15 protein-coding genes are annotated in these 17,949 nt (G+C 48.0%); 13 read left to right on the top strand and 2 right to left on the bottom strand.

Translation table 11 applies throughout. The features are described 5' to 3' along the window. The first annotated feature begins 1 nt into the window (after position 1). The 5 genes from ACO9K6_RS04435 (at position 2) to serC (ending at position 6,951) form a co-directional block, all read left to right on the top strand. Positions 2 to 1,525, top strand: a complete 1,524-nt coding sequence (locus tag ACO9K6_RS04435) for a sensor histidine kinase (protein ID WP_424766336.1) — start codon at positions 2 to 4, stop codon at positions 1,523 to 1,525. 31 nt (positions 1,526 to 1,556) lie between these two features. Next, a complete protein-coding gene (locus tag ACO9K6_RS04430) occupies positions 1,557 to 2,543 on the top strand; it encodes a 4-hydroxy-3-methylbut-2-enyl diphosphate reductase (RefSeq protein WP_424766335.1) in 987 nt (328 codons plus the stop codon). Positions 2,544 to 2,923: 380 nt separating this feature from the next. After that, positions 2,924 to 3,985: a 3-deoxy-7-phosphoheptulonate synthase gene (gene aroF, locus ACO9K6_RS04425; RefSeq protein ID WP_424766334.1), complete on the top strand. Its 1,062-nt coding sequence runs from the start codon at positions 2,924 to 2,926 to the stop codon at positions 3,983 to 3,985. 242 nt (positions 3,986 to 4,227) lie between these two features. Then, positions 4,228 to 5,652 carry a type I glutamate--ammonia ligase gene (glnA, locus tag ACO9K6_RS04420; protein ID WP_424766333.1) on the top strand — a complete coding sequence of 475 codons (1,425 nt, stop codon included), beginning with the start codon at positions 4,228 to 4,230 and terminating at the stop codon, positions 5,650 to 5,652. Between the two features lie 213 nt (positions 5,653 to 5,865). Next, a complete protein-coding gene (gene serC, locus ACO9K6_RS04415) occupies positions 5,866 to 6,951 on the top strand; it encodes a 3-phosphoserine/phosphohydroxythreonine transaminase (RefSeq protein WP_424766332.1) in 1,086 nt (361 codons plus the stop codon). A 90-nt stretch (positions 6,952 to 7,041) separates the two neighbouring features. Here the strand turns inward: serC and ACO9K6_RS04410 are convergent, their stop codons facing one another. Continuing rightward, entirely contained in the window at positions 7,042 to 7,758 is a 717-nt protein-coding gene (locus tag ACO9K6_RS04410) for a response regulator transcription factor (protein WP_424766331.1), read from the bottom strand. Positions 7,759 to 7,908: 150 nt separating this feature from the next. Here ACO9K6_RS04410 and trmL point away from each other — a divergent pair, with 150 nt between their 5' ends. The 3 genes from trmL (at position 7,909) to ACO9K6_RS04395 (ending at position 10,275) form a co-directional block, all read left to right on the top strand. Then, positions 7,909 to 8,373 (top strand): tRNA (uridine(34)/cytosine(34)/5-carboxymethylaminomethyluridine(34)-2'-O)-methyltransferase TrmL, encoded by a 465-nt coding sequence (gene trmL, locus ACO9K6_RS04405; RefSeq protein WP_424766330.1) that lies wholly within the window; start codon positions 7,909 to 7,911, stop codon positions 8,371 to 8,373. A 121-nt stretch (positions 8,374 to 8,494) separates the two neighbouring features. Beyond that, a complete protein-coding gene (locus ACO9K6_RS04400; RefSeq protein WP_424766329.1) occupies positions 8,495 to 8,743 on the top strand; it encodes an AbrB/MazE/SpoVT family DNA-binding domain-containing protein in 249 nt (82 codons plus the stop codon). Positions 8,744 to 9,078: 335 nt separating this feature from the next. After that, complete coding sequence (locus ACO9K6_RS04395; RefSeq protein WP_424766328.1) at positions 9,079 to 10,275, top strand: aminotransferase-like domain-containing protein; 1,197 nt, start codon at positions 9,079 to 9,081, stop codon at positions 10,273 to 10,275. On the opposite strand, the gene ACO9K6_RS04390 is transcribed toward ACO9K6_RS04395, so the two are convergent. Then, a complete protein-coding gene (locus tag ACO9K6_RS04390) occupies positions 10,259 to 10,984 on the bottom strand; it encodes a DUF2161 family putative PD-(D/E)XK-type phosphodiesterase (RefSeq protein ID WP_424766327.1) in 726 nt (241 codons plus the stop codon). The genes ACO9K6_RS04395 and ACO9K6_RS04390 overlap by 17 nt on opposite strands. 241 nt (positions 10,985 to 11,225) lie before the next feature. On the opposite strand from ACO9K6_RS04390, the gene ACO9K6_RS04385 reads away from it, so the two are divergent. The 5 genes from ACO9K6_RS04385 to ACO9K6_RS04365 all read left to right on the top strand — a co-directional run bounded on the left by ACO9K6_RS04385 (position 11,226) and on the right by ACO9K6_RS04365 (position 17,819). Next, a complete protein-coding gene (locus tag ACO9K6_RS04385) occupies positions 11,226 to 13,121 on the top strand; it encodes a PrkA family serine protein kinase (protein ID WP_424766326.1) in 1,896 nt (631 codons plus the stop codon). A 164-nt stretch (positions 13,122 to 13,285) separates the two neighbouring features. After that, complete coding sequence (locus ACO9K6_RS04380; protein ID WP_424766325.1) at positions 13,286 to 14,269, top strand: protoglobin domain-containing protein; 984 nt, start codon at positions 13,286 to 13,288, stop codon at positions 14,267 to 14,269. Positions 14,270 to 14,431: 162 nt separating this feature from the next. Then, complete coding sequence (locus ACO9K6_RS04375; RefSeq protein WP_424766324.1) at positions 14,432 to 15,889, top strand: circularly permuted type 2 ATP-grasp protein; 1,458 nt, start codon at positions 14,432 to 14,434, stop codon at positions 15,887 to 15,889. 47 nt (positions 15,890 to 15,936) lie between these two features. Then, positions 15,937 to 16,932: an alpha-E domain-containing protein gene (locus tag ACO9K6_RS04370; RefSeq protein ID WP_424766323.1), complete on the top strand. Its 996-nt coding sequence runs from the start codon at positions 15,937 to 15,939 to the stop codon at positions 16,930 to 16,932. Next, positions 16,929 to 17,819 carry a transglutaminase family protein gene (locus ACO9K6_RS04365; RefSeq protein WP_424766322.1) on the top strand — a complete coding sequence of 297 codons (891 nt, stop codon included), beginning with the start codon at positions 16,929 to 16,931 and terminating at the stop codon, positions 17,817 to 17,819. The genes ACO9K6_RS04370 and ACO9K6_RS04365 overlap by 4 nt, the downstream gene beginning before the upstream one ends. The last annotated feature ends 130 nt before the right edge of the window (positions 17,820 to 17,949 follow it).

Genomic DNA, 17,949 nt, shown 5'->3' with positions numbered 1-17,949 from the left:
TATGTCCATTCGGCTACGGCTGACGCTTTGGTATTCAGGCTTGCTTGCAGTAACGATGATCGTATTTGGCATTGCGATATATTTTTTCGTGAATTGGAATACGTATGCGGAGATTAAAGACCAGCTTAAGGGCCATAGCGATAGGCTGGGCGTTGTGGCATATAATTTTATGGGTCAGAGGCTGGATTTGGGTGTAGTTGGAATTGAGTTAAAGGACATGTATGTTCAGATCGTCAACTATAAAGAAAAAGTCGTCTCTCAATCGGATAACTTACGGGCTCTAGAACTGTTTATTCCATATGCTGATTCAGAGAATAAACCCCAGCAGGGTTTTGTAAATGTACAGGTTCAAGTTGATAACAAGAAGTATGAGATGCTAACCTATCAAAAACCGCTTCTATTAGAAGACGGAAGTTTGGTCGGATTGCTGCAGGTCGGCACTTTTACTTATAATGAAGCAAGATTTTTAGAAGGTCTTCGCACAATACTGATATTCTCATCACTGGTAGTAGTCTTTATTGCCTTTACGGTTGGATTGTTCATTGCCCGTCAAGCGCTCCGCCCGATCGAGAGAGTCATTCGCGCGACAGAGCAAATCGAGAAGGGCTCCGACCTTAGCGTGCGTATCCCAGCGGTTGGTCCTAAGGATGATGAGCTCGGCAAGCTCGTCAGCACGCTGAATATAATGCTGTCGCGGCTTGAAATGGCTTACAACGAGCTCGATGATGCCTACAAGGCACAGAGAAGATTCGTCTCCGATGCTTCGCATGAACTGCGAACGCCACTCACTACGATACGCGGCAACATTGATTTGCTGGAGCGGATGTGGGATAAAGTACGTGAGACCAATTTGAGCAGTGACAGCGGCGAGTGGCTGCCGCTCGACAACGACCGGTGGGAGCTGTCCAAGGAAGCGATGAGCGATATTTCCGCGGAGGCGAAGCGAATGAGCACGCTTGTGAACGATTTGCTCGCGCTTGCAAGGGCGGATGCGGGCTATATGATGGAGAAGACACCGCATGAGCTGCTTCCGCTTACAGAGGAGGTCGTTCGCAGAGCGCAGCTCCTGCCGCGGACGGCGGAATGGAGAATTGGTGATCTGTCGCTCTTGAACGGCGTTCGCGTCAATGGCAACCCTAATTACCTGCAGCAGCTGCTGTTCATTTTCATCGAAAATGCTTTTAAATATACGCAGCAAGGCTATATCGAGTTGAGCGCTATTCGCAGGGAGTCTCAAATCGGCTTTGTCATCCAGGATACCGGCATTGGAATGAATCCGGATGAGATTCCGCATATATTCGACCGCTTCTATCGCGCGGATGAGTCTAGAGGTGTGACGGTCGGAACAGGTCTAGGTTTATCAATCGCCAAATGGATTATTGACGAGCATCGGGGCTCTGTCGAGGTTATGACTCGCGAGGGGGCTGGCACGAAGTTTACCATCTGGCTGCCGATAAGCTTTGCGGACAAGGCTGATTCGTCTATAATAGAAGTAACGGATGAGATGAAGGAAAAAAGGTTATAACGCAGATCCGGTCAGAAAGCGGGTGCAAGAGATGGAGATTGTAAAAATATCGCCGCGAGGCTACTGCTATGGGGTAGTTGATGCGATGGTGCTGGCGTTGCAAACGGCCAAAAATTTGGAGCTTCCACGGCCTATTTATATTTTAGGGATGATCGTTCATAACGCTCATGTCACGGATGCCTTCGAGCAGGAAGGCGTGATAACGCTAGATGGCGCGAACAGGCTTGAAATATTAGATCAAATTGAGCATGGAACGGTTATTTTTACGGCGCACGGCGTGTCGCCAGAGGTTCGTCAGCGCGCGAGAGAGAAGGGGCTTTCCGTTGTGGATGCGACCTGTCCTGATGTAACAAGAACGCATGATTTAATCCGCGCGAAGGCTGCGGAGGGCTATCATATTATTTATATTGGCAAGAAGGGTCATCCTGAGCCGGAGGGCGCGATTGGCGTTGCCCCGGATCGCGTGCACCTGATCGAACGCGAGGAAGAAATCGGCTCCCTGCAAATTCCGCAAGGACGTATTATTATTACGAACCAAACGACCATGTCGCAATGGGATATCCGTCAGATTATTAATCTTCTGGTAGAGAAATATCCAGCTGCGGAGGTGCACAACGAGATTTGTCTTGCGACGCAGGTGCGGCAGGAGGCTGTAGCCGAGCAGGCTGGCGAAGCGCAGCTTTGTATTGTCGTTGGCGATCCGCGAAGCAACAACTCGAATCGGCTGGCGCAGGTATCCGAGGAAATCGCAGGCGTCAAAGCGTACCGCGTATCCGATGTATCGGAGATAAAGCAGGAATGGCTGAAGGGAATTGACCGAGTAGCGGTAACCTCTGGCGCCTCGACACCGACACCGTTAACGAAAGAGGTCATCACTTATTTGGAGCAATATGACCATAACAAACCCGATACCTGGGAAATTCGCCGTACCGTCAATATGAATAAGCTGCTGCCGAACATTAGAGTGAAGTCTGCGGTTAACACATCCGCCGCGGCAACTGCGGAGAAAACAGAATAAGAATTTTAAGGATTGCAGCCAGCATTGGTTACGCATGCAATCGATAACAATAATGTAAAGTTAGGAGAATCTCAAACCAAGGGCTGGAAATCGAGCAGCGACGGGGATTGGTTCTCCTTTTTCTATATGAAGTAGAGCGGAAGCAGTTACACAGCTAATGCCGAAACAGAATATTTTTTTGCAATATAGGTTGACGAGAAGCGACTTCTCTTGTATATTTACTTTAGTGATTAAAAGCATAAAAGCCACAAAGCATAAAAGCTATAAAGCGTATAAGCGTTGAAGTGAGAGGGCAGGCTTGCTGGATCATCTTTTTCGGTATTTACGAAGTTAGTTAGATCGGGAAACCTGCTATTGAAAAAAACTGAGGAGTGAATCATATGATCGTTATAACAAAAGCAAATATTGAGGATGAGCGCATTACGGAAATTGTTGCCTACATCGAGAAAGCGGGTGTGCAGGCCCATGTATCGCGAGGGACGGACCGGACGGTTATCGGTATCATCGGCAAAGTTGAACCTATCCTTTCTGAGCATTTGCGTCAAATGAAGGGAGTCGACAATGTCATCAAAATTTCAAAATCCTACAAGCTGGCAAGCCGCGACTTTCATCCGGACGATACGATTATCGATATTAAGGGCGTTAAGATCGGCGGCAGCAACCTTGTCATTATGGGCGGGCCTTGCGCAGTCGAATCTCCAGAGCAAATCGATGAAATCGCACGTTTGGTTAAAGCGGCAGGCGGCCAGGTACTTCGCGGAGGCGCATTTAAGCCGCGTACAGGTCCTTACAGCTTCCAAGGCGTAGGTGTAGAAGGACTCGTAATGATGGCGGAAGCCGGCAAAAAGCATGGTCTGCTGACCATTACAGAAGTTATGACGCCGGAGTATGTGGAGGTATGTGCAGAATACGCTGACATTCTGCAAGTCGGCACGCGCAATATGCAAAACTTTGATCTGCTGCGCAAGCTGGGCACTATTCAAACGCCGGTTCTGCTCAAGCGTGGATTCAGCTCAACCTACGACGAGTTTCTAAACGCAGCGGAATACATTTTGGCAGGCGGCAATCCAAATGTTATGCTTTGTGAGCGTGGTATCCGAACTTTCGAAACCTACACACGCAACACGCTTGACTTGTCAGCTATTCCCGTACTCCAATCGCTCAGCCACCTTCCGGTAATATCAGATCCGAGCCATGGCACTGGCCGACGTGAATTGGTAGAGCCGATGTCGAAAGCGTCGGTGGCGGCGGGAGCCAACGGTCTAATCGTAGAAATGCACACTGATCCAGACAACTCCATGACAGGAGACGGCGTACAATCGCTGTTCCCGGATCAATTCGCTAATTTATTGAAGGATCTGGAGCAGCTAGCTCCGATCGTTGGCAAGCAATTTGATACGGCGAAAGAGCCTGCAGAGGCATTCAAGGAATGGAAAATCTAATTTAGCCAGCGAAAAAGCCTTGTCATCCTGGGATGGCAAGGGCTTTTTAATTGTCTATAAGGAGTAATTGTGAACATCTGTTCAAACTTGTAAGTATAGCTTACATAGCTATAAAAAATACCTTACATAGCTATTGACGGAGATTGAGGCCTAGTTTTATAATAACGACATGGATTTGGAGCAATAATTGAACAATGTCTGTTCAACAATACGCTAATGTTCGGAAATGGAGGAAATTATTAATGTCAGTTCAAAATGTTTTGGACAATATTAAAGAAAACAGTATTATGTTTGTAGATTTCCGCTTCGTGGATCTTCTTGGTCATGCACATCACATCACGCTGCCGGCTGCTGAGGTAGATGCTGATACTTTCGTAAACGGGGTAGCTTTTGACGGTTCTTCGATCCATGGTTTCCGCGGTATTGAAAACTCCGATATGGTTATGATGCCGGATACAGAATCCGTATTTATTGATCCTTTCACTGATCACCCTACACTAAACGTTATGTGTAATATCTATACACCTGATGGCGACCGTTATGATCGTGATCCGCGGAGCATCGCTCAAAAGGCAGAAGAATATCTTCAAACAACTGGCGTTGGTACGACAGCATTTTTCGCGCCAGAGCCTGAGTTTTTCATTTTCGATGAAGTTCGTTTTGAAAGCACAATGAATTCTTCTTCTTATATGGTTGAATCCGAGGAAGCTGGCTGGAACACGAACCGTAAAGAAGAGGGTGGAAACCTTGGTTCTAAAATTCCGGTTAAAGGCGGCTACGTCCCAGTAGCTCCAGTTGACTCCCAACAAGACATCCGCAGTGAAATGGTTCGCCTTTTACAAGAAACGGGCCTTCGCGTAGAACGTCATCATCATGAAGTTGCAACAGCTGGTCAAGCAGAAATTAACTTCCGTTTCGACACATTGACAAAAACAGCTGACAATCTTATGAAATTTAAATATGTGATTCATAACACTGCTCGCCAATACGGCAAAACGGCTACTTTCATGCCGAAGCCGCTGTTCGGTGACAATGGTAGCGGTATGCACGTTCATACATCTATCTTCAATGGCGACGCTCCTTTGTTCTATGATAAAGGTGCTTATGCTAACCTTAGCGAAATGGCAATGCACTACATCGGCGGCGTGCTTTACCACGCTCCGGCTTTGATCGCTATCACAAACCCAAGCACAAACTCGTTCAAACGTCTTGTGCCTGGCTACGAAGCACCAGTTAACCTTGTATTCTCTAAAGGTAACCGTTCTGCAGCAATCCGTATTCCAATTGCAGCTGTAACACCTAAAGGCTGTCGTATTGAATTCCGTACACCAGACAACACGGCTAACCCTTACCTTGCTTTCGCAGCAATGCTGCTTGCTGGTTTGGACGGCATCAAGCGTAAGCTTGATCCAGTTGCTCTTGGCTACGGTCCTTTCGACAAAAATATTTACGAATTGCCTGAAGAAGAGAAAAAAGAAATTCGCAGCGTACCTGGCACGCTTGACGAAGCGCTTAACGCTCTTGAAGCAGATTCCGATTTCTTGACTGAAAGTGGCGTATTCTCCAAAGACTTCATCGAGAACTATGTAGCAATCAAGCGCCAAGAAGCGAAAGCTGTTGCAATTCGTATTCATCCGCATGAGTTCAGCCTATACTACGATTGCTAATCCAATCGTGATAATTAATAAACGGACCCCACTGGGGTCCGTTTTTTGATATAATATGAATTGTTAACGATAAAACCCGAATGTTTTTTGTCAGTAAATCGACATACGTTCGACTTTTTGTTGATTAACTATGTGGATTAGACTTGAAGCCGACCGTCAAACTTGCTATCATAGCCATATCATGTATAAAGAATCGAAGGTGGTTATCCGAATATGACACGAGCATTTAATTTTAATGCAGGACCAGCCGCAATACCGCTTGAGGTGCTGAAGCAAGCACAGGAGCAATTTGTCGATTATAAGGGCGCAGGCATGTCCATTATGGAAATGTCCCACAGAAGCGCTTTATACGAGCAGGTGAACAACGATGCGCAGGCTTTGCTGCGCGAATTGTTCGGAATTCCTGAAAATTATCATGTATTATTGCTGCAGGGCGGAGCGAGTACCCAATTTGCTATGCTGCCGATGAACCTTTTGCGTCCAGGCAAGCCAGGTGCATATGTGATGACAGGAGCGTGGGCTGACAAGGCGTTGAAGGAAGCAAAGCTTGTCGGTGAGACGGTTGTTGCTGCTACGACCGAGTCTGACAAGTTTATGCGCATGCCGACAATGTCCGAAATTGTTGTTCCAGACAACGCGGCTTACCTGCACTTGACTTCAAATGAAACGATTGGCGGCACGCAGTTCCAGGAATTCCCGAATACAGGCGATATTCCTCTCGTAGCGGATATGTCGAGCGATATTTTGTCCCGTCCAATCGATGTCAGCCAGTTCGGCGTTATTTATGCCGGCGCACAAAAAAATCTTGGCCCATCGGGTGTTACTGTTGTGATCATTCGCGATGATCTGGTAAAGGAGAGTCCGAAAACAATTCCATCCATGTTCCGGTATGATACACATGCCAAAGCAGCCTCACTTTACAATACGCCACCATCCTTCTCGGTGTATTTGGTAAGCCTCGTGCTGCAGTGGATCAAGGACAAGGGCGGAGTAGCGCAATTAGAGCAATATAACCGCGACAAAACGAAGCTGATCTATGATGCGATCGATCAAAGTGAAGGTTTCTATTTGGGCGCAGCGCAGCGGCAAAGCCGTTCGCTTATGAATATTACCTTCCGTATTCGCACCGAAGAGCTGGAGAAGCTGTTCATTAAGGAGTCGGAGCAGGAAGGCTTTGTCGGCCTAAAGGGTCACCGTGACGTTGGCGGTCTTCGTGCTTCGACTTACAATGCCGTACCTTTGGAAAGCTGCCAGGCGCTTGCGCAATTTATGGCTGATTTCCAGAAACGTAACGGTTAAACGACGAGTTCAGTCATCGGATGAGAATAGCAAGGGTAGCATAAAAACCGCCCTCACCCTCTGTATAAGAAGGGAAGGGCGGTTTTGGCGTTAAGCGTAGGAGGTTTCAACTGCAGAAGGTCCGTTAAGCTTGTAGCCAACATTGCGCACGGTCATTATATATTCGGGAGCGCGGGCGTTGTTTTCGATTTTATCTCGCAAATGGCTGATATGTACGTCAACAATTCGCGTATCGCCAAGGAAATGATAATCCCAGACACCGTGCAGCAACTGCTGTCTGCTGAGCACCTTTCCTTTATGGCGGCAAAGAAACAGCAGCAGCTCGAATTCCTTTGGCGTAAGCTCAATCGGTCTGCCGTCTACATAGACCTCACGTTGTTCGGTCATAACATTCAGCCGTCCGATTTCGAAGACGGTTTCGTCTCCTGCACCAGGCAGAGAATGAACGCGACGAAAGATGGCTTGAATACGGGATATGAGCTCTTGAGGACTAAATGGCTTTGTCATATAATCGTCCGCGCCATTGTTGAGCCCGGCTATTTTATCTGTAACATCTTGAAGCGCGGTCAGCATTACGATGGGAACAGCGTTGCTTTGCTTTCGAAGCTCCTGGCAAACTTGTATTCCGTCCATTTTTGGCAGCATGAGATCTAGAACAATGAGATCCGGCCGAAAGGGCTTCAGCATATCGAATACGGCTTCTCCGTCGCCTACGGTTCTAACATCGTAACCGGCAAGCTTTAAATTAAATTCAATCAGCGTTGAGATGGAAGGCTCGTCATCCACGACCAAAATTCTTTTTCGCATTGTTCAGCACTCCTTCATGCGCTTGCGCCTAGTTTAGCCTTTATTATGAAGGTCGACCTTATGCTTAAGATTAACGGTACGTTAACTGGGTGTAAAAATATTATTACTTTTCGTGTATAATAGTCAGAATGAGAGGTGAAATAGAGGGCTATGCCATTTCATATCGTATTAGTAGAACCTGAGATACCCGCTAACACGGGTAATATCGCTCGTACCTGTGCGGCAACGGGAACGCATCTGCATCTTGTTAGACCGCTTGGCTTTGATACAGATGACCGCACATTGAAGCGTGCTGGACTTGATTATTGGCATTCCGTGCATATCGAATATCATGATTCCTTCGATGAGGTGCTTGCGCTATATCCGCAGAGTCGGTTTTTTTATGCCAGCACAAGGGCGACAAAGGTATATTCGCAATTTGAGTATCAGGATGGCGATTTCTTTGTATTCGGCAAGGAAACCAAAGGATTGCCGCAGCAATTGATTGATGCGAACCTGGAAACCTGCATTCGAATGCCGATGACAGACAAGGTCAGATCGCTCAATTTGTCCAATTCAGCGGCGATAATTGTATACGAGGCGCTGCGGCAAAATCATTTTCCGGCACTAGATTAGATTTGCAGGATGTTAAGAAATTATTATTCTAGGAAGGAAAAGTCGTTTTACCATCGAAACACTATAACGCAGAGGTTTCTCAATATGGCTTGCAAAAAAAGACACAAAAGAGGTGAAAGTGATGAAACCAGCAGGTGTAGTAAGAAAAGTGGACCAACTCGGCCGAATTGTACTTCCTAAGTCGTTGCGTAAACGTTACTTGATGAATGAGGGGGATCCCGTTGAAATTTTCGTCCAGGGCGATCACATCATTCTAGAGCGATACCGTCCAAAATGCGTATTCTGCGGCTCAATAGTCGAAGTTCGTGAATTTAAGGAACGTTATGTATGTGGTGTGTGTATGGAGGAAATGGCGGAGATCAAGCATTAATTGGTGCGTTAGATTGCTATTTTTACGAAATGAAGCTTCCCGTGACGAGCGCAAGCGCTCAGCGGGAAGCTTCATTTGTTTGGAATATAAGCTAATGGGTCTGCTTATAGTCCTTTTGTTTTGTCGTCATTGTAGGAGCTGGTCAACATCGCTGCAATAAATAACCCTAACACAGTCATGACAATAATCAAATTCATCTGTCCTGCACCTCCAATTAGCTGTCTTTATTATAACCAACACCAGTAAAAAAGAAAACTTTAAAAGTTGTGAACACATTGTTAACATAGAGAATGAGAATAAAGCAATTGATAAGCCTGTAAGGAGGAGTGCATAATATGGATTATCATTTTTCAGCTAGAATATCACAGCTGAAATCGTCAGCTGTTCGAGATATATTAAAGCTGACGCAAGGCAGAGATATGATTTCATTCGCGGGGGGGCTTCCCGCTGAAGAGCTGTTTCCTGTTCAAGCTATTCGTGAAGCAGCCGATCGTGTGTTCACGGCTGGGGCAAATGCACTGCAATATGGATTAACCGAGGGTTACTTGCCGCTGCGTGAGCAGCTTTGCCAGCGGATGGCTGCTAAGCAAATGTTCGTAACGCCCGAGCAAATGATCTTGACGACTGGCTCGCAACAGGCCATCGATTTGCTTATCGGCGTGCTAACGGAGCCCGGAGATGCTGTTCTTGTCGAGAAGCCGACTTATCTCGCAAGTCTTCAGGTGTTTGCGCTGCACGGCTTAAAGGTCATAGCGGCGGAAAGTGATGAGCATGGCATTATCCCTGCGGATGCAGAACGTTTGATCCGTGAGCATCGACCAAAGCTGCTTTATGCGGTCCCGACTTTCGGCAATCCTACTGGACGCGTATGGAGCCTGGAACGCCGACAGCAGCTGCTGGCGCTGTGCAAGCAGTACCAAATGCCGATTATAGAAGATGATCCTTACGGGGATATTCAATTCGATGATATGGAGCAGTTTCCTACGCTTTTTTCGCTTGAGGGCCAGGCCGAGAAAGGAGCGGTGTTCTATACGAGCACATTCTCTAAAACGGTAGCTCCCGCCCTTCGGACAGGATGGGCTATTGGTGACAGCAGCGTTATTCAGATGATGGCTAAGGCTAAGCAGGCTGCCGATCTGCATTCCAGTACAATCGATCAGCAAATACTGAGCCAGCTGCTCAGTGGTTTTAATCTGGATGAGCATATCAGGCGCATTTCAGATTCCTATGGCAAGCGGATGGAGGAGATGCATGGATTGCTGAAGCGGCAAGGATTGCAGAATATCCATTGGGTGAAGCCAAAGGGCGGCATGTTCCTGTGGCTGGAGCTGCCTGAAGGAATGGATGCGGAAGCGCTGCTTCGCGGTGCAGTTCGTAAGGGCGTCGCATTTGTGCCGGGAAGCTCGTTCTATGCGGATAATCCGCAGCGGAACACTGCCCGCCTGAATTTCACCTATAATACAGGTGCGCGTACGGAGCAGGGAGTCGAGCGCTTCGTGGAAGCGCTCGGTGAATTTACGGCGCGGAGCTGAGCGAGCCAACCCATTCCGCGATGACATATCGATATTCTTCTAAAGCGGCTGCTCCTTCTGGCCGCAGCGTATACTTGCCTCGTTCGATGCGTTCGAACCAGCCGTAGTAATTGTTGCGCATTGTCTGGCCGCTGCTGCTGTACCCGGTAAAGGCGGCTACCTCGCGTGGCGCAAGCGGGCCCGACATATGCAGCGCATGTGCGCAGCGAAGCGCCTTTTCCCGGTAGGCGGTAACCAGCTTGCGCCTCGTGCTTCCACCTATATTATAATCGCCGCTGCGTTCCTTGAACTCAAGGAGCAGCTGGGCTTGCTTCCTGCGTCTGACGCCGCGCTGCGGCGGATCTCCGGGCTCGCACAGCAGTTCAATGACCGGAGGCTTCGTTTTGTAGAACGTGACCGTCATAAAGCCAAGTCCGAGCATGCGGCACAGCTCAGTTAAATCGCCAAACCGTTGATTATGAGCGCCGCTTTTTTTGCGATTGCGTTCAACCGCGAGTATGACATGTTTGTTTATTCGCAAGCGTTCAACCCCCTGAAGCAGCAGGGCAAGGTTGAACGTTTTTTTCATTTCAACAATAATCGTTTCTGAACGCTCGGGGTGGATGGCGACCAAATCGCAATGCAGTACCTCGCTCTTTACGATGTACCCAAGCTGCTCATAGTATTTTTTTATAGGATTGTAAAGCTCTTCCTCGCGTAAAACGGCCAAGTTTTGTTTCTCCTCTCCGTGCCTTACTAACTTTACCTGTACCGCTATTATAGCAAAGGATTATGCAAGCTTGTCGTAATTTGCTGGATGAAGGACAAAAATAGTGGTCAATTTCCTACCCGAATAAGCATAGAAATGTAATACTTCAATAAAAGTTGGCACCACTCGATAGAGCGTCTAGAAACCAATCCCGGGCGTAGAACGATTAGTGGAATGCGGAAGCGATGGGAGGAGGCACGGTATGGATATTTTTAAGCGAATATCAGATTATCAGGCCGAGAGTGAGAAGCTTGCATGGACAGGATCGTTCAAGGAATATATTGAGCTGCTCAGGAAGGATCCAGCTCCGGCTATGACTGCGCATTCTCGCGTTTATGAAATGATTGAATCCTATGGGGTGGAAGAGGTCGGGGGTAACAAGAAGTATAAATTTTTTGAGCAGGAAATATTCGGATTGGATCGTGCAGTTGAGAAGCTGGTGGAGGAGTATTTCCACTCGGCAGCTCGGAGGCTGGACGTTCGCAAACGGATATTGCTGCTGATGGGACCTGTAAGCGGCGGCAAGTCAACGATAGTCACGATGCTCAAAAAAGGTCTAGAACGTTTTTCGCGAACGCAGCGCGGCGCTGTGTATGCGATTAAAGGCTGCCCGATGCACGAGGATCCGCTGCATCTTATCCCGCATGAGCTTCGTCCTGAGGTCGAGAAGGAGCTTGGCATACGCATAGAAGGCAATCTCTGTCCGTCCTGCCAGATGAGACTGCAAACCGAGTACGGCGGAATGATCGAAAATGTGCTTGTGGAGCGGGTATTCATTTCGGAGGATAACCGCGTCGGGATAGGAACGTTTAGTCCATCCGATCCGAAATCGCAGGATATTGCCGATTTGACAGGCAGCATCGACTTTTCGACCATTACGGAATACGGCTCGGAATCGGATCCGCGCGCTTACCGTTTTGACGGTGAGCTGAACAAGGCCAATCGTGGTCTCATGGAATTCCAGGAAATGCTAAAATGCGATGAGAAGTTTCTGTGGAATTTGCTTTCGCTTACGCAGGAAGGGAATTTTAAGGCAGGGCGCTTTGCTCTTATCAGCGCCGATGAGCTTATCATCGCCCATACGAATGAATCGGAGTACAAATCGTTTATTAGCAATAAGAAGAACGAGGCGCTTCATTCCAGGATGATCGTCATGCCGGTGCCCTATAATCTGAAGGTATCAGATGAGGAAAAGATTTATGCGAAGCTTATTTCGCAGAGCGATATGAGGCATATTCATATCGCGCCGCATGCCTTACGCGCGGCTGCTATTTTCTCCATACTTACCAGGCTGAAGGAAACGAAGAAGCAAGGAATGGATCTCGTCAAAAAAATGCGCATGTATGATGGCGAAGAGGTCGAGGGCTTCAAGGAAGCGGATCTGAAGGAGATGCAGAGCGAATATATGGAGGAAGGCATGACGGGCATCGATCCGCGTTATGTCATTAACCGAATTTCGAGTGCGCTCATCAAGCAGGATACCCAGTGCATTAATGCGCTAGACGTGCTTCGCGCGCTAAAGGACGGTCTCGACCAGCATCCATCCATTACGAAGGAAGAGCGGGAGCGATATTTAAACTTTATATCCGTAGCGCGGAAAGAGTACGACACGCTAGCCAAGAAGGAAATTCAGAAGGCCTTTGTTTATTCTTACGAGGAGTCTGCCCGGACCTTGTTTGAAAATTATTTGGACAATATCGAGTCCTATTGCAATTGGTCCAAGATAAAGGATCCTTTAACCGGCGAGGAAATGGATCCGGATGAGCGGCTTATGCGTTCTATCGAGGAGCAGATCGGTGTCTCGGAAAATGCGAAGAAAGCGTTCCGTGAGGAAATATTAATCCGTATCTCCTCCTATTCGCGCAAAGGCAAAAAGTTTGATTTTACGAGTCATGAGCGGCTGCGTGAAGCGGTCGAGAAGAAGCTGTTCGCCGATTTGAAGGATATCGTGAAAATTACGACCTCCACGAAAACGCCGGACGAAAACCAGCTGAAGAGGATCAACGAGGTGACGAAGCGCCTGATGGATGAGCACGGATACTGCCCGATTTGCTCGAATGAATTGTTGCGTTATGTGGGAAGTTTGTTGAATCGTTAATGATTTTATATACTTGGCGAATGCTGCTGCCGGCAGCTTCGCCGCACAAATTAACAGTGTCGTTTTTGTTGATTATTGGCGGAATAAAGTGAATGACAAAAGAAGCAAATCAAGCTGCAAACGGTCGATAGAAAAAAGTCTATCGGCCTTTTTAATTTAAGGGTATGTTTTCCGATAAGGTAGTAGATGAAGTGGTGGAGCGCTTTTATGACAACATCAGTCAGCAGCCGGAGCTCGTAGCGCTCATAGCGAGAGTCAGCACCATCGATAGATTGAAGGAAACGCAGCGCTGGTATTGGCTTTCGTTGACGGCAGGCGTTATTGATCAATCGTATATTGAAAATCGAATAAAGATAGGTTCCGTCCACTCGCGTATAGGCTTGACGACGGATTGGTATTTAGGTACATATATGATTTATTTGGACATCGCGACGAATGTGCTTCAACGGGTTATTCCAGAGCAGTGGCAGGAGGTTGTGTATGCGCTGACGAAAATGTTCAATCTGGACTCCCAATTCGTACTGGAAGCTTACAATCAGCATGAGCAGCAGCAAATACAAGAGCTTGCAGACAGCCGTTCGACCATGCTCTCTACCGTGACGAATGCGGTGCAGCAGTTAGCTTCGCTTATGGTCGAACTGGACGAGGGCGCTCAATCCATTGCCGCTACCGCAATTTCGACTTCGCATTCCCAGGATAAGACGCATACATTATTAGGAGAGCTTCGCGAGGAGCTGGACGGGATAAACGAAATGGGTACTTTAATTCGAGGCATATCGGATCAAACCCATCTGCTTGGGTTGAATGCGGCTATTGAAGCGGCGAGGGCCGGTGATCATGGCCGAGGCTTCGAGGTCGTCGCCAATGAAGTACGCAAGCTTGCCGCATCGTCGCGCAGCGCGCTGGAAGGCATTCAATCGAAGCTCGAGGAAATTGAGAAAAAACTGTCTGCTGTGCGCAATGAATCGGAGCAAACCTCCGTGGAAGCCCGTAACCAAGCGGCACGCTCGCAGGAGCTGGCTTCGTTCGTTCAAATGGTAGACAAGGTTACTAAGGACCTGCAGCAATTAAATCAATCCTGGCTCCATATGCAGCTTAGAAAAAGCAGGAATTCTCTCGAATGGAGGGTTCCTGCTTTTGTGTTATAAAAGTTGACACAATTTTCAGAATTTAGTATGATAATCCTAACAATATTAGGGAAGTGTATCAATAATGTTAGGTTTTTTGACGTAAATTGAAATACAACGATTGAATATGTATACAGTAAGCACGAATTAGGTGCTTTGTCCATCAAGGAGGAGGCGGTTGTCATGCCGATAGCAAAGCAGTCGCAAGGCCAATATTATGATGCCCAGGCCTTTTACGATGAAATGTTCGACAAGAACTTTTCCGTTCGGGCTCATTATGAGAATGTTCATCGGCTGTTCGGAAAAATGAAACCGGCTGAGCTTGCCATTCGACAGCATGCAATCAATCAGCGAATGATGGAGGAGGGTATTACCTTTACTTTATACAGCAGCGCGCAAAATGAGCCCCTCGAACGAACAATTCCCTTCGATTACATTCCGAGAGTTATCCCGAAGCATGAATGGGAAGGTGTGGACCTAGGCGTCAGGCAGCGCATAAGCGCGCTCAATGCTTTCCTCCATGATATCTATCATGGACAAAGGATTGTAAAAGACGGTATCATTCCCCGGCGGATGATCGTATCGAATACTTATTTTCGCCCGGAAATGGCTGGTCTACATGTACCGGGCGGTGTATATATTACAGCATCGGGTATTGATTTGATTCGTGATGAGAAGGGTCTCTACTATGTGCTGGAGGATAACTTACGCTCACCTTCGGGCTTCTCCTATTTATTTAAAGGCAGAACGCTTATGAGCGAGCTGTTCCATGATTTATATTTAAACAGCTCCGTGCAAAGCATTGACCGCAGTTTGAACTGCTTTTTAAGCTCGCTCCGCGCACTATCCCCTAACGGCAAACGTGATCCGCTTATCGTGCTTTTAACGCCAGGTGCCTTCAACTCCGCGTATTATGAGCATACCTTTCTCGCGCAGCAAATGGGTCTGCACCTCGTAGAAGGCAGAGATCTCGTATACAAGGATCATAAAATTTATTTGCGCGATCTCCGCGGACTTAGGCAGGTTGACGTCATCTACCGGCGAATTGACGATAATTTTCTTGACCCTTTGGCTTTTCAGCCTGACTCGCTGCTCGGCGTGCCGGGCTTAATGAATGCCTATCGTGCTGGTAATGTCGCTATCGCGAATGCGCCGGGTACGGGTGTGGCTGACGATAAAGCGGTGTATGCCTATGTTCCGGATATGATTCGTTATTATTTAGGCGAGGAGCCGATTCTACACAACGTACCAACCTATATATTGTCGCGCAAGGAAGAAAGGGATTATGTCCTGGATCATTTAGAGCAGCTTGTCGTGAAGGAAACGTCCTTGTCCGGCGGCTACGGCATGCTGATCGGACCGAGTGCGACTGCGATGGAGCTCCAAACGTTTCGGGAAGCGATTCAGCGTGAACCGGAGCGCTATATTGCGCAGATGACGATGAAGCTCTCCCGCGCACCGGTCATGGTGGATGGGAGCATGACGCCCCGACATATCGATTTGCGCGCCTTTGCGCTCATGGGCGGGGAAACGCATGTCATTCCAGGTGGATTAACGCGTGTGGCCATGAAGGAAGGATCGCTTGTCGTTAATTCTTCGCAAGGCGGCGGAGTCAAGGATACATGGGTGCTCAAGCGCTAAGTGCTAAGCGTCTGGTGTCTTAGTTACTCTACGAAGGAGGAAAGTGTATGTTGGACCGGAATGCAGAGGCGTTATTTTGGATCGGACGTTATATGGAACGGGCTGAAAATCATGCGAGACTAATCGATGTGTATTATCATCTGCAAGCAGATGAAGAAGGCATGGAGACGGATGGGAACCAGGAGGCTGATAAGACCGAGTCTTATTCGAAATGGGCGAGAATTGTTGATGCGCTAGGCAGCCGTGAAGCATACGAGCAGCAATACAGCACCTATAATGAGCAGGATGTGCTTTATTACACGACGCTGGATCGCGATAATGCCAATTCCCTAGTCTCCTGTGTTAGTCATGCCCGGGGAAATCTTCGCACATTGCGGGAGAAGGTGCCGAGTGAACTATGGGATACGACCAATGCCTTTTATTTGTGGCTGCGCGAAAAGCAGCCTGAGGATATGCTGCTGGAGTCTCCGCATTTGTTCTTTGGACGCATTAAGGAGTGGACGGCCTTATTTTTGGGTGTCAGTCAATCGGTTATGCCTCGTGAGAATGAATGGCATTTTATTGAATGCGGACGTTATTTGGAGCGATCGGAGAATACGCTGCGCATTATTAAGGCGATTAGCAATGTTGCAAGCGGTGCAGGCTGGAACAGCGTGAACGCTTATCCTTATTTGCAGGCTGTGCTGCGTTCTGTCAGCGGCTACCAGGCGTTTCGCCGTTACTATGCCGACGGCATATCGGTGGAAACCATCATTGAATTTGTTGTGCTGAACGGCGCTTTTCCACGATCACTGCATTATTCGCTTCATACGCTGGATGATCATATGCGTGAGATCGAGCTTCAGGATAAGCAGCTACGGACGGCTCATGAGCGCCTCATCCGTCAGGTCGGAAAGGTGACGGCCGATCTGGCATGCTTAGAGCGGGAGGATATGGTTATTGACCGTAATGGAGCAATCGTTGCTCATTTGCTCGATGCTTGTCAACAGCTAGGGGCGGCATTCGCTAAAACCTTTTTTCGGATGGGAGAGGCGAGTGCATGAAGCTGAGTATTTTACATGTGACGCAATACGAATATGCGGAGCCGGTGACCGACAGTGTCAATGAGATCAGGCTTACGCCCAGCACGAATGAGCGGCAATCCTGCTATCAGCATGCGATCACAATTGAGCCGAATACCTCTTTGTTTGCATACGAGGACTATTTTAACAATCGGGTGCACGCCTTCTCTGTGAACGGACCTCATAAGCGACTGACCATTCGATCTTCCATGACGGTCGTGACCAAGCAGGCTCCGACGGCTGAGGAGCACTCGTTATACTTAAGCAAGTATACACCCGAGCAAGCTTGGAGTTGGCTGAGGACGGAAGAAGCAGTCAACCGCTACACCGAGTTTCTGGTCACAACGGCGTACACGACGATTACGCCTGAGGTTGAACAATTTATCAATGAGGTCGGTAAGGGAGATGAGCGCAGTCAAGTAAGCGTACTGGACTGGCTTACAGCACTATCGAGCAAGATTCGCTCCGAGTTCATCTATGACCCGGAAGCCACGGATGTAAAGACTAAAATTTCTGAAATGTTTGAGCGCAAGCGCGGTGTTTGTCAGGATTTTGCTCATCTGATGATCGCGGGCTGCCGCTCCTGCAGCATTCCGTCCAGATATGTGAGCGGCTATCACTTCGTTGGCGACCTACAGGGTGGCAGTGCGGACTTCGAGCAAGCTTCGCATGCCTGGGTTGAGGCCTTTGTGCCAGGTCTTGGCTGGTGCAGCTTCGATCCAACGAATGCCGATCCGGTTGGCGAGCGATACGTGAAGCTGGGGCATGGGCGCGATTATAAGGATATCGTACCCGTAAAGGGCGTGTATCGAGGGACTGGGGAACAGGCGCTTCATGTAACGGTCGATGTGCGTAATCTTGAAGATTGATGAAATTAGATGGGCAAAAAAGAACAGAAATCCGCTGGATACCTTATATCCAGGATTCTGTTCTTTTTTTGTGCTTCTCGGAGGAAACAAACCTTGAAAAAAATGTAACTCATAATCCAGACGGATCGGA

Origin of the sequence: Paenibacillus praedii (genome assembly GCF_049725345.1) — a bacterium.
In the GTDB taxonomy this organism is placed as follows: Bacteria; Bacillota; Bacilli; order Paenibacillales; family Paenibacillaceae; genus Pristimantibacillus.
Note: the sequence above shows the minus strand (reverse complement) of the source record. Positions and strands in the feature narration are given on the sequence as shown.